The sequence below is a fragment of the Segatella copri genome (genome assembly GCF_026015625.1).
GTDB lineage: Bacteria > Bacteroidota > Bacteroidia > Bacteroidales > Bacteroidaceae > Prevotella > Prevotella copri_H.
Genome location: NZ_JAPDVG010000001.1, coordinates 2,661,295 through 2,675,120, shown reverse-complemented (window position 1 = coordinate 2,675,120; position 13,826 = coordinate 2,661,295). Strand labels below are relative to the sequence as shown.

Genomic DNA, 13,826 nt, shown 5'->3' with positions numbered 1-13,826 from the left:
GTTCATATTTTATATAAAAAATGAGTTTTTCAGTTATTTTTTTGTCTATTTGGATTTTTTGTTGTACTTTCGCAACTGAAACATAAATTCATTTAAATAGTCTATCATGGTAAGTGTATATAGAAAGATAATGACGATGCAGATTAAGAACGGACTGTGCCTTCTGTGGCTATTCGTTCTGCTGCTGCTGTTTGCCGCTTGTTCTCATCGGCAGAAGGATGATGAGTTGTGGCATAAAGATATCGATGAATTTGTGTCCGGTCACCAATCTCTCATGCAGAGTTATCCTGATTCGATGATCATGCTGATAAGAAATTTCAAATGTGAAGGTAATCCCGATAAAAGCGATCAATGGAAAAAATTATTAATAGCTAAATGTTATTATATGAAGGGGGCTGATGCCCAATGCCAGTCGTTGATAGATTCGGTTAACGCTTATTGCAAACAAACTCCTGACAACAGAATTCTTTCTTATGCTGATAATCTGCAAGGCATACTTTTGCTGGTTTCCGGCAAAAGGAAGGAGGCTTTAATTTATTATGAGAAAGCTTATCATGAAATCATGAACCTTGACAGTTGCGGCGAGGCGATTGATGTATGTATCAATATTGCCGATGCGTCAAGACAGATGGGTAAGCTGGCGGATGCTTCTTCCTGGTATCGCCGTGCCTATTTCCTGGCAGATTCTCTGAATCAGCATGAAGCCCAGAACAGTATTCTCTCAGGACTGGGACAGGTTTATAATGATTTGCAGAACTATCAGCTGGCGCATCATTATTTCCAGAAGGCTGAACGCCTGTATCCGCCAAAGAATCCGAAAGATGTTCATTTCTTTTACAACAGTTGGGGAAATGTGTACAGCAGTCAGGAAAAACCGGCTGAGGCTCTGAAATGCTTCCTGAAGGCTCAAAAGGCTACACGGCAGATGGAACAGCCCCTGGCAACGGCTATTGTTGATGCTAATCTCGGACAGACTTATCTGGAACTCAACCGGTTGGATTCTGCACAGAAATATCTGACTCTTACCACGAAATTCTTCTTTGCCCAGCCCTCCATGCAGAGCGATGTACAGTTCTATGTGGATGGGTTGAATGCATCTCTGGCTCTGAAGCAGGATAGTCTGGCTAAGGCTACCGAGATTTTGAACAAGCCATACGATCTCTCCAAGATGTCGCCTAATTATCTTTACCTTTATCATAAGGGACTGGCGGCTCTTTGTGAGCGCAAGGGACAATATGCCAAGGCTCTGCAATATCAGAAACTGATGAATCAGTACGACGATTCGCTCCGTAATGCCACGATGGTTTCGAATGTTCAGGAGAATGAATTGAGATTCAAGCAGGATACGGCCATCGTTCGCCGTGATTTATCCCTTAGCACCACGCAAGCAGAGATAAGATCCTTTAGAGTCATCCTGCTCCTGATTATCGGCTTGCTGGTAATGAGCGCGTTGGCTCTCATCGCTTTCCTCCGTTACAAATGGTTGCGCAGCAAGCATCAGCATCATGAGGAGATGAACCGGATGATGGCTCTGAAGATGGAGAATGTGCGCAATCGTTTCTCGCCTCATTTTGTATTTAATGTGCTCAATATCTTCGTATCTAATCTTCCGAAGGGGGTTAATGTCAAACCGCTTCAGCTCCTGATACAGGTACTGCGTGCCTACTTGCTTTCTTGCGATAAGATGGCGGTAAGTTTGGAAGAGGAACTGCAGATGGTGACGAGCTATTCTACTCTTCGCCATGAAACCAATCCGTTCCTTCCGATGCCTCAGTTCCATGTTGCCAAGGATGTGGATATGAAGCTCATGCTGCCGTCTATGATTATCCAGATTCCTGTAGAGAATGCTTTGAAACATGCTTTTGTGGGAATGAAAGAGACGGAAGATAAGCCTTTGCTGGATGTAAACATCTGGGTTGAGGACGATATGCTCCGCATAGATGTTACAGACAACGGATGTGGAGTTTCGGGTACCGTTGGCAAGAAAAAGAAAAATTGTGCTGCCAGTACGGGAACCGGATTGAGAATTCTGAACAGTACCATCGAAATGCTTAATGCAAGCAACGAACGCAAGATGTTTTTCAAGATGCAGAGCAACAGAGGAGCATCAGAAGAGGAGGGTGGTACCAGGAATAGAGGAATATGTGTAAGTATCGGAGTTCCATGTAATTACGATTATAATGTCTTTAAGTAAGAAACTTTTCATAAGAATTTAAAACGAAATAACATGCAAGATAGAATTAAGGTTGTGATTGTGGACGATGAACCACAGAGCATCCACAGGTTACAGGATGATTTGGCAACTCTGGAAGATTTTGAGGTGATTGCCACATCCTCTTCGGCGGTATCGGCAAAGAATCTGGTGATGAGCATACAGCCCGATGTACTGTTCATCGATGTTGAAATGCCTGGACAGACGGGTTTTGAGGTGTTGCAATCTTTGAGAGATGAAATTCCGATGGAACTTATCGTAGTATTTTACAGCGCCTTTGATAAGTATATGATTGATGCGCTCAGAGCCTCTGCCTTCGATTTTCTGTTGAAACCTTATCAGCAGGATGAGTTTGAACTGGTGGTAGACCGAATCCGGCAGAAAATGAAAGATGGAGATGATGTGGATGAAGATGCTTCTTCCGTTCCAGAGTCCTCTTCCTGTTCTTCTGAATCAGTCTTGGCTTCTCAGAAGGCTCAGGATTTTTCGGGAATGAATGGGATGCTGGGAACAGCAGCCAAGCGTCTTGCCATTCAGACCATTTCGGGTTTATTGATGTTGAAGCCCGATGATGTGTTCAGTTGCACTTTTGATGAGGCTACTCATCTTTGGCAGTTGAAGTTGTCGAATGGGCAGGTTTATAAATTGAAGAGGCAGGTCACGGCAAAGACCATCCTTTCCATGTCGCCTTCTCTGGCTCAGGTTCGTCAGGATTGCATCATCAATCTCGATTATCTTCTCTGCATTGAGAACTATACGCTCCGCTGCATTTTTTCTCCTCCCTTCGACCATGAGGAAATCACGGTTTCCCGCCGCTGCTATAAGGCGGTAAAGGATCAGTTGGAGATATTGTAGGGATATGGAAAAAAAGAGGGTGTGCAAGATATTGTCTTTGCACGCCCTCTTCTAGTTCTTGTTTATAGCAGGGGTGTCATATAGAGTGGCAGATATACTATCCCATCTTTTTCCGCTAAGTCTGAGGTGTGAATGACGTAAGGAGTCGATAGGTAATACGTCGTGCCCCATCAATGAGTAATGCGTTCTGCCCATTATCGTCTGATTTCCATCTTAATAATTGACTATAGATTTTACGTCTTATAACTTCCTGGTATTCTTGTTGTTGCACGTATCCTAGCTTTCAAAGTGCTAGATTTTACACGTTTCCTCTTTTTAAATCTTTAAACGTTTGATAATGAGGTAATTATCTCTCCTGTATAGCGTGATGGATATTCCCGTTTTCGGAGTATCTGTCACGCTATTTAAGTATCTGTATATTAGTGTATTAATGTGCGTGGTGTATGTAAATCGTGATGGATGATAGATAATTATCTAAAACTTATTCACGAATATGGCTGCGTTGGGTTACGAATATGGCTGCATTGGGTTACGAATATGGTTGCACTGGGTTACGAATATGGCTGCGCTGGGTTACGAATATGACTGCATCGGGTTACAGATATGGCTGCGTAGGCTAACAGAGCCGTATCTGTAAGCTTATCGAGACGTCTGCATCAGCTAACTGAGACGTCTGAACTCGCTGACTGAGCTACTTGAGTTAGCTGATTGAGCTACTTGAGTTAGCAGATTGAGCCACTTGAGTTAGCAAACTGAGCCACTTGAGAATTTTTCTTCATGTGCTTGCGTGCAACCATAGAAAAAATCAATTACGAAAACTCATTTGATTTCGATGCGGAGGGAATCCTTGTTGAATCGGATGCCGTCACGATTGATGAATCTGGATAAGGAACCATCGGCAGCCAGTTCTTTAGAAGTGCCGATAGAGAAACGGCTTTCTTCCATCAGCCAGAGATGATCGGAGAGCTGGAGCGCCAACTCTACATCATGGGTTGACAGTAATATGGATTTATGCTGTTCGTGCGCCAGACGGCGGAGCATCTGTAGGGTTTCTATCTTGCTGGGGAAATCGAGGAAAGCGGTTGGCTCGTCCAGGATGATGATGCGGGTTTGCTGCGCCAAGGCTTTGGCTATCATTACCTTCTGGCGCTCACCATCGCTCAGTTCGCTGATGTTTCTCTGGGCAAGATGCTGAATGCCCGTTTCCTGAAGTGCAGAGGCTACAATCTGCTTATCGGCAGCTGATAATGTGCCCCAGAAACCGGTATAGGGAGAACGGCCTATGCCAACAATCTCTTCTGCTGAGAGCTGGGCATGGTCTGTCTTCGATGTGAGAACGATGCTGATTTCTCTGGCGAGTTCCTGGGCAGAGAAATCAGAAAGAGATTTGTCCTGAATCAGGATTTCGCCATCAAGCGCTGGCTGAAATCCGGCTAAAGTTCTGAGTAAGGTAGATTTGCCCACTCCGTTGGCTCCGATGAGACAGGTCAGTTCACCGGCTTGGAGCGAGGCATGAACAGGTGAGGCTATCGCCCGGAGCTGGTGCTTCGAACGATAGCCTATAATCAGATTCTTTAATGTAATGCTTGATACCATCTAAAGAATATTTTCACCTTGAATGTTTACTTCCTGATAGAAAAAAGGAAGAATTACTTGGCTGCCAAAACCTCAACCTCTACGAGGGCGCCCTTTGGCAACTTCTCTACAGCTACGGCAGAACGGGCTGGATATGGCTGGCTGAAGAACTCGGCATAAACCTCGTTCATGGCTGCGAAATCGTCCATGCTGTTCAGATAAACTGTAGTCTTAACCACATGAGAAAGGTCGGTACCTGCTGCCTTCAGGATGTTCTGGGCGTTGGTGAGGCTCTGGCGAGTCTGCTCCTTGATGCCACCTTCTACGAAATTGCCTGTTGCAGGGTCGATAGGAATCTGACCAGATGCAAAAACAAAACCATTTACTTCGATAGCCTGGCTATATGGACCGATAGCTGCAGGCGCATTGTCTGTGTGAATTGCGTTCATAATCTTCAATTTATAATTTACAATTTATAATTTAACACTTAACACTTAACACTAAACATTGAACACTAACCATTCAACATTAAATATTATACTATCCAGAGATGGAATCCCTTTGATTCCAAAGCCTCCTTGATTTCTTTTACGTGTTCCTCGTCGCGAGTCTCCATGGTGAGGCGGAGCACGCAGGCATTCACCTTGTTGCGGTTGGCAGAACGGTCGTGGTGAACACCGGTGATATTACCGCCCAATCCGGCGATGACAGAGCAGACCTCTACCAATTCGCCCGGTTTGTCATCCAGTTCCATCTCGATGGTACAGAGACGGCCACTCTTGGCAAGACCACGGGTGATGACGCGGTTCAGGATGGTTACGTCGATGTTACCGCCGCTTACCACGCAGATGGTTTTCTTGCCCTTCACCGGAACCTTGTTGTACATTACTGCTGCCACACTGGCCGCACCGGCACCTTCGGCTACCATCTTCTCACTCTCTATGAGTTTCAGAATGGCTGCACAGATCTCATCCTCGCTCACGGTTACTATTTCGTCAACATAGTTGGAGCAGGTTTCAAAAGTAATCTTGCCCGGTTCCTTTACGGCAATACCATCGGCTACGGTCGCTACAGAAGGCAACTTCTCCTGTTTGTGATCGTGCAGACTCTGGACCATACTTGCTGCTCCTTCTGCCTGAACGCCATATACCTTGACGTTAGGATTCAGCGACTTGATGGCAAAGGCTACACCAGAGATAAGTCCGCCGCCACCTACAGGAACGACGACAGCTTCTACATCTGGCAACTGGTCGAGAATCTCCAGACCGATGGTGCCCTGCCCGGCGATGACATTCTCATCATCGAAAGGATGAACGAAGGTGTAGCCATGCTCATCTCTCAGTTCCAGCGCCTTCTGGTAGGCATCATCGTAAACGCCAGGTACCAGACAGACTTCAGCACCCAGTCGCTTGGTTGCTTCTACCTTAGAGATAGGAGCACCCTCTGGCAGACAGATAAGACTCTTCACTCCCATGGCGGTGGCACCGAGAGCTACACCCTGTGCATGGTTGCCCGCAGAACAGGCTATCACACCCTTCGCCTTTTCTTCATCGGTGAGTTGTGAAATCTTATAGTAAGCACCGCGAATCTTGAACGAACCGGTCTTCTGCAGGCACTCTGGTTTCAAATAAACATCACTCTCTGGGTTGATTCTTGGCGTGTGAACCAGCTCAGTCTTTCTTATTACCTTGCTCAGCACGAAGCGAGCCTTATAGAAATTGTCAAGTTGTAACATAACTGCTGATATGTGTATAGTTTATTTCGTGCAAAGTTACTATTATTTGAAGAAAATACAAAATAATTCGGTTTAATTTTTGTTTATTCGATAATATTGCTTAACTTTGCATAAGATAAGCTGCACTCGGCAATTTGAAAGCAAGCTTTCATTGCGCTCATTTGCATTATCTTTGCGGCATATTGGTCTGATGAAGGGCAATATGAACTTTATATAAATCAACAAAAGAACCCATCATGAAGAAAGCCGTCATTACCATACTCGCAGCGATGTTCTGCCTGTTGGCTGCCATTTATTGCTTTAACCCTGGCAGAAGAGCCACCCTCAAGGTGCTACAGGAAAAAGGTAAGCAGACTGTGAGAGATATGATGCTCTCTTCGCAGAGCGTTACGTCTTTCGCTAGAGACAGACGGGAACTGATGTGGATCGGTACTTCGGCAGGACTTAATGTATATGACGGGAAAAGTTATATACAGTTTGGTTATGATGTGAAAGATACTGCCGCCTTGCCTGATGATTATATCAACGTGCTTCATCTTGACCGCAAGGGCAGAATGTGGGTAGGAACGCAGAACGGACTTGCCCGGTATGTTGGGGCTTACCGCTTTCATCGCGTAGCTCTTCCCGCTCATCATCACAACATCATCGCCATAGAAGATTCACCTGAGAAACATGATTCCCTGGCGATATTGGTGAGCGATGGCAATCAGACTTACCGCATCGGCGGTGATGAAAAGATAACGCCTTCCTCTCATTCTATCCAGCCCAACAATCTGCAGGCTCCTCTGCCTGCCGATCTTTCCATCCTTCGTAAACCGGCGGAAGTGGTAACGGCTACATTCTGCGATTTGGGCGGCAATCTGTGGGTAGGTTACCGCAACGCCGGTGTACAGATTATTTCGCAAAACCGTATCGCTTATAAAAAAGCAAATGCCAATGCCTTATCTGATAAAACCAAGGGCATCTCTATTCTCACGATGGCTACTGTGGGCAGACATGTGCTGGCTGGTACAGCCCTTCGTGTTTTTGCTTATGATGAGAAGAATAGCCGGTTGGAACAGACGTTGTTTAGGGATTTATTCGATTCTTTGCCAAAGCCCCATCAGGTCAACCTGAATAATATGGTGGGCTATGATGATGAACATCTCTGGCTAGTGAGTGAACATCAGGTGTTATCTTGCCGTATAAACAACGAACGCATCGGAGTGCTTGCTAAATCACCTTTGTTCAAGTCAGTTTTAGGACAGGGTTTAAAGGCGGGAAATCATCTGTATGTAAGTAGTGAAAAGGGGCGTCTTTTGCGTTTTGAATTTGGTAAACCGCAACCGGAAATCATCCGTATTCCAAGTCCGTATTTTAATTATGAAACCAAACTGGCTAAACTGAGCGATGGGAATATTCTGCTCTTTATGTCGGGCATGCATTTGGCGATTCTATCTCCTGATACCGGAAAGATACGCGAGATGAAAGTTGCAGGTATGCCTCAGGAGGGCAGTCTGGATCCGGCGTTTGTGAAACAGGATTCCTATGGATTCGTTTGGCTGGGAACCAAGCGGGATGGTCTTTATTTAATGAATAAGGAAAAAACGCACATGCGCCGTATCAATATCTTGAATGATGCCCATATTCAGGCTCTGGTTGAAGATACGAAACGACAGGTTTGGGTAACCACCATACGTGATGCTTTCTTCGTAACCTTTGAGAGAAAGCAGTTTCAGATGAACAGCCTCCTGTCTGCCAGCCAGGATCTAGACGACTGGCAGTATTTCAGCAACTCTGCCTGTATTTCTCCTTCGGGCGATGTGGTGTTGGGCAGTTCTGACGGCTGCAAGTTCATGCCGCCTAAGGCGATGCAGACTAACTTCCTGAACACTCAGGCCGGCATTCATGCCAGCGAGATGCTGTCGGTTTATGGTGTAGAAGTGACGAAGAATAATGGCAAGGTGCTTGCCGTTACTGATGAAGTGGCTCATCTGCACAGCTATACTTTTGCTCACGATGAGAACGATCTGAAGTTCAATTTCTATTATCCCAACTTCAGCCGTCGCTCGGCATTGATGTGCCAGTACAAGCTCGAAGGCTATGATAGAGACTGGCAGGTTCCCACATATGGTCGCGAGGCCCGTTATGCCCATCTTCCGGCTGGAACTTATACTTTTCGTCTGCGGCTCATATCATCTCCCGACAAGCCGGCTTTGGCTGAGCGCAAGGTAGAGATTAGGATTATGCACGCTCCCTGGTGGTCATCAGCAGCATGGCTGCTCTATTTCAGCATCGTTCTTGGTATTCTCTTTTATCTCAACACGTTCTATCTCAGGGCTCGCACCAATCATCTTCTGCTTTTGCAGGAGCAGCGCGAACTGGAACGCGAAAAGCAGGCTAAGGAGATGAATATGCGTTTCTTTGCCAATATTGCTCACGAATTCCGCAATCCGCTTACCATCATAGCCGGACCTCTGATGACGCTGAATGCCGATAAAGCCTTGCCAGAGTCGGTACACCGTATCCTGATTCATGTATGTATGAGTGTGAACAGAATGTTGAGGCTGATAGACCAGATGCTCGACTTCAACCAGTTGGAGACCGATGAACTGCGCTTGAGAGTTTCGGAAGTGGATGCTGCTGAAGAGTTGCGCCAGCAGGTAGCGTCTTTTAAAGAATCTGCCAGAGTAAAAGGCATCAGACTGGAACTGACAGTAAAGAATGGCAATTACCGTGCATGGTTGGATTGTGACAAACTGGAAAAAATCATGAGCAATCTTTTCACCAATGCCCTCAAGTATACGGCTCCGGGCGGCATCATCCGCATCCAGGCTTCAGTAGATGAAGGAAGTTTGAAGGTTTCGGTCTTCAATAGTGGACAGCTGATGGAAGAAGATAAGATACAGGATGTTTTCAAGCGTTATTATCAGCTTTCTTCTTCTCAGGATTCCCATCAGTATGGCTGGGGTTCCGGAATCGGTCTCTATTATGTGAAGCGCCTGGTAGAACTTCATCATGGAGAGATTCATGTAAAAAATATGAATGCGGTCAGCGAGACTTCTTCAGAGGCCTCGCTAAGGAATGGTGTGGAGTTCTGTTTCAGTCTTCCTACCGATAAGTCTATATATAATAAGGTGGAGATTGTTGCTCAGGAGAAGCATGTGATGCAGATTCCGTTGAAAGTGGAGAATGAAGAGGGAAGAACTCTGGAAATGAAGAGTGAAGAGGGAAGAGTGAAGAATTCTCTTGCTGGAAATGCTTCTGCTCCTAGTAAGAATCTGCCTAGAATCCTGATTGTAGATGATGATGTGGATGTAGCTGATTACCTCCACTATCTCTTTGCGCCTGATTACGAAGTGGTGAACCGCTATTCTGCCGAAGAGGCTTTGGCGGATCTGGAAGAGGTGAAGCCAGATATCATCCTGAGTGATATTATCATGGGAGATATGTCGGGATTGGAATTCTGCAAGATGCTGAAGGGGAATCTCTCGTTCAGCCATATTCCGGTGGTCCTGATTACAGCGATGGCGAGCATACACAACCAGATAGATGGCTTGAAACTGGGGGCTGTGGCTTATATCACCAAACCTTTTGATCCGGCTTATCTGAAAGCGCTCATCAAATCGCAGTTGCAGAACATGCAGATGCTCCGTCAGCGTCTGGGCGAGAGTACGAAGACTGATTCGCTGGCAGAAAACATAGCTGATACGCTTTCTCCGCAGGATAGAAAGTTTATGGATGAGGTATATGAAATGATGGAGAAGCTCTTGGCCCAGCAAGACCTGAATGTGAACAGCATGTGCCGCGACATGTTCATCAGTCCGTCGAAGTTTAATTATAAGATTAAAGAACTTACTGGCGAGACACCTGGCATCTTCTTCCGTAAATACAAACTCAACAAGGCAGCTCAGATGCTGCATGAGGGTCAGTATAGCATTTCAGAGATAGCTGTGTTGACTGGATTCAGTACTGCAGCTCATTTCTCTGTTGCTTTCAAGAAGCAGTTCGGTGTTTCGCCGAGTGACTACCAGTAGATTCATTTTCATGAAACCTAGTCCCGCCAAGTAAGTTCAGTGGCTTCCGCATATGAAATGGATTGCCTAATATCATCTAATCTCCCCGTATCATATTATGGGGATATCATCTTCTACTTGATGCAAAACGCTGTATTAAATACTTTTCGCCGCAAAGATAAGTTTTTTATCGTTTCCTGGCATTCGATTTTCTATAAATCGTATTCGAAAACCTTTAAATGCAACATATAATAATATATTTTCTACCTTTTAGGGGGCAATATTTCTTTGTTTTGTGTTACATTTTCTTTGGCTTTTGTTCCATTTTCATGATTCGTGAACAAATTATCACAAAGAGATGCAGTCATTCTTCTCTTTTTTTTGTAATTTTGCCGATGGAATTAAGCATAAAAACATAGTAACAAATAAACTAATTACTTTTATCTGGAAATGAAGAAAAACGTTTTAGCAGTAGCGCTGGCATTGATGGCGAGCATCGGTGCATACGCAGAGAAGAATACTGTCAGTTCTCCTGATGGTAAGTTGAATGTCGTGGTAGAAGACCGCGATGGTAAACTCTATTATTCCATCGACTATGCAGGCAAGCGAATGATGGAGGAATCACAGCTCGGACTCCTTGCCAATGTAGGCGATTTCAGTCAGGGCTTGACCTATCAAGGCAAGAATGAGATAAAGGTGGAGAAGAGCTATGACCTCCGCACCGCCAAGGTTTCGCATGTAGATTATCATGCCAACCAGCTCAACGTGACATACATCAACGGTAAGAAGCAGCCAATGACGGTTACTTTCAATGTAAGCAACAACGATGTGGCATTCCGTTATACTTTTGATCAACTGAAGGCTCAGCATATCATCGTAAACGAGGAGAAGACTGCCTTCAATCTTCCTAAGGTAACCACCACTTACCTCTGTCCACAGTCGGATCCGCTCATCGGTTTTGCCCGAACCAAACCAAGTTATGAAGAAGATTATAAGGTGGATCAGCCTCTTACTGCCAAATCGGGTTATGGTCATGGCTATACCTTCCCATGCCTCTTCAAGGTAGGTGGCGATGGCTGGGTATTGGTCAGCGAGACGGGTACTCACGGCAACTATCCGGGTTGTCACATCAGCGATTACGATGCTGCAAAGGGTTATCAGATAGCCTTCCCAATGGAGAAAGAGGCTGATGGCATCGGTTCTACATCGGCAGCTTTCATTCTTCCGGGTTCCACTCCATGGCGCACCATCACCGTGGGTTCAGATTTGAAGCCTCTGGTAGAGACCACCATTCCATACGATGTAGTAGAGCCAAGATTCGAGGCTTCCCAGAAATACGGAACAGGTAAGTATGCCTGGAGTTGGCTCATCTGGCAGGATGAATCCTGCAACTATAACGACCAGAAGCAGTTCATCGACCTGGCTGCTACCATGGGATATGAATATGTGCTGGTTGATGCGCTCTGGGATACCCAGATTGGTAGAGACAAGATAGCAGAGTTGAGCAAGTATGCGCAGAGCAAGAATGTGAGTCTGATGCTCTGGTATAACTCTAATGGTGTGGCAAACGATGCACCTCAGGGTCCTCGTGGCATCATGGATAACATCGTAGCCCGTAAGAAGGAGATGGCCTGGATGAAGAGCATCGGCATCAAGGGCATCAAGGTAGATTTCTTCGGTGGCGACAAGCAGCATACCATGCAGCAGTATGAAGACATCCTGAGCGATGCCAACGATTATGGCATTCAGGTTATCTTCCATGGTTGCACCCTGCCAAGAGGTTGGGAGCGCATGTATCCTAACTATGTGTCGAGCGAGGCTGTACTGGCTTCGGAGAATGTATTCTTCTCTGAGTATCATGCCAAGCAGGAGGGCTTTGAGCTGACCATGCATCCATTCTGCCGCAATGCCGTGGCTGCGATGGATTGGGGTGGTACCATCATGAACAAATACTTGTCTCGTGACAACAAGAGTCGTCATCGTCGTTATACCACTGATGTTTTCGAGATGGCATCGGCTATCATGAACCAGGCTGCCATTCTGTGTATCGCCATCTATCCGAATAATCTCTCTGAGCTTCCTCAGCACGAGATTGATTTCCTGAAGAGCGTTCCTACAACCTGGGATGAGACCAAATTCATCGCTGGTTATCCTGGAAAATATGCCGTTGTTGCCCGTCGCCATGGTGATAAATGGTATGTTGCCGGTTTGAACGGCACCGACCAGGTGATGAAGCTCACCCTGAATCTGCCAATGCTTGCCGGCAAGAGCGTTACCTATTATCATGAAACTGCCAGCAAGGACAAGAAGGCTCTCTGGCCTGTTTCTCAGATGAAGACCGTAAAGGTGGATAAGAAGGGAAACCTGAAGGTGGAAATGCAGCCTAAGGGTGGACTGATTGTTGAAAAGTAAAAAGGTAAAAAAGTAAAAAGGTAAAAAAGTAAAAAGGTAAAAAGAAACTAGGGAGATTATACCCCGCTAGGCTTTTTACCTTTTTACTTTTAAAAATCCTTTTTACAGAAATGTTCCAAAGCAGCAGCTATGCCATCTTCTTCATTGGACAGCGTGATGTAGTCGGCTTCGGCTCTAACCTCTGGTGCTGCATTCTGCATGGCTACACCCATGCCTGCCAGTTTCAGCATGCTCAAGTCGTTGTAGCCATCTCCGAAAGCAATCATATCGGCTGGGGTGAGATTGATTTTCGACAGAAGGCGGAGCAGGGACTTTGCCTTGTCGATGCCTTTAGGAACCAGTTCCAGGAAGAATGGGGCTGAACGGAAGATGTCCATCCTGTCGCCCAGAATCTCAGAAAGTTCGTTTTCTGCCTTGAGCATATCTGCCGGGTCGCCTGTCATGAGGAGCTTGGTTGGGTGAGGCTCCAGGGCTTCGAACAGGTTTTCTACCTTTCGGATGTTCATCTTGTTGATACGCGATTCTTCCTTCACATACTGGTCGTCGGGCATCTCGGTGATAATCTCGTTGCCGGCATAGCCCAGAAGGGCATGGTTCTTCTCCTTCGCGTACCTATATAATATAGGTATCACTTCATCAGGCAGGAACTGGGCGAAGAGTTTTTCGCCAGTCTTGGCATTCACGATGTTGCCGCCATTATAAGATAGGATGTATCCGCCTCGCTTATCCAGTTCTAGACATTCCGCCACCGGTTCGATGCCGTAGGTCGGTCTGCCTGAAGCAAGGATGATAACAACACCCTCGGCTTCTGCCTGGAGCAGCGCTTCGCGGGTTTTCGGGGTAACCACCTTGTCGTGGTTGGTCAGGGTGCCATCCAGATCAAGGGCGATGGCACGGTATGGAAGATGATTCATATTTGATATATTATTGTATTTCTAATTTGACTGCAAAGGTAAGATAAAAAAACGATTGTAACAAAAAAAAGCGTTAAATATGATATAAATATGGGTGTTTGACTGATAATTACCTGTTTTTTATTGTT

The 13,826-nt window shown here is 45.7% G+C and carries 8 protein-coding genes; 4 read left to right on the top strand and 4 right to left on the bottom strand.

Annotated elements, in window-relative coordinates; all coding sequences use genetic code 11:
* Positions 1–130: 130 nt before the first annotated feature.
* Positions 131–2,194, top strand: a complete 2,064-nt coding sequence (locus tag ONT19_RS11190) for a tetratricopeptide repeat protein (RefSeq protein WP_264951984.1) — start codon at positions 131–133, stop codon at positions 2,192–2,194.
* Between the two features lie 33 nt (positions 2,195–2,227).
* Positions 2,228–3,067, top strand: a complete 840-nt coding sequence (locus ONT19_RS11185; RefSeq protein WP_118065188.1) for a LytR/AlgR family response regulator transcription factor — start codon at positions 2,228–2,230, stop codon at positions 3,065–3,067.
* Between the two features lie 819 nt (positions 3,068–3,886).
* Here the strand turns inward: ONT19_RS11185 and ONT19_RS11180 are convergent.
* The 3 genes from ONT19_RS11180 to ilvA form a co-directional block, all read right to left on the bottom strand.
* On the bottom strand, positions 3,887–4,663 hold the full coding sequence (locus ONT19_RS11180) for an ABC transporter ATP-binding protein (protein WP_264951983.1): 777 nt from the start codon (positions 4,661–4,663) through the stop codon (positions 3,887–3,889).
* Between the two features lie 53 nt (positions 4,664–4,716).
* Complete coding sequence (locus tag ONT19_RS11175) at positions 4,717–5,091, bottom strand: RidA family protein (RefSeq protein ID WP_006848032.1); 375 nt, start codon at positions 5,089–5,091, stop codon at positions 4,717–4,719.
* A gap of 86 nt (positions 5,092–5,177) precedes the next feature.
* The gene (gene ilvA, locus ONT19_RS11170) at positions 5,178–6,377 is read right to left on the bottom strand and encodes a threonine ammonia-lyase (protein ID WP_022120251.1); all 1,200 of its coding nucleotides are present in this window, start codon (positions 6,375–6,377) and stop codon (positions 5,178–5,180) included.
* A gap of 236 nt (positions 6,378–6,613) precedes the next feature.
* Between ilvA and ONT19_RS11165 the strand changes: the two genes are divergently transcribed.
* Positions 6,614–10,393, top strand: coding sequence for a hybrid sensor histidine kinase/response regulator transcription factor (locus tag ONT19_RS11165; RefSeq protein ID WP_264951982.1), 3,780 nt, complete (start codon positions 6,614–6,616; stop codon positions 10,391–10,393).
* A 429-nt stretch (positions 10,394–10,822) separates the two neighbouring features.
* Complete coding sequence (locus tag ONT19_RS11160; RefSeq protein WP_264951981.1) at positions 10,823–12,784, top strand: glycoside hydrolase family 97 protein; 1,962 nt, start codon at positions 10,823–10,825, stop codon at positions 12,782–12,784.
* Between the two features lie 89 nt (positions 12,785–12,873).
* On the opposite strand, the gene ONT19_RS11155 is transcribed toward ONT19_RS11160, so the two are convergent.
* Positions 12,874–13,698, bottom strand: a complete 825-nt coding sequence (locus ONT19_RS11155) for a Cof-type HAD-IIB family hydrolase (RefSeq protein WP_118200709.1) — start codon at positions 13,696–13,698, stop codon at positions 12,874–12,876.
* Between the last annotated feature and the right edge of the window lie 128 nt (positions 13,699–13,826).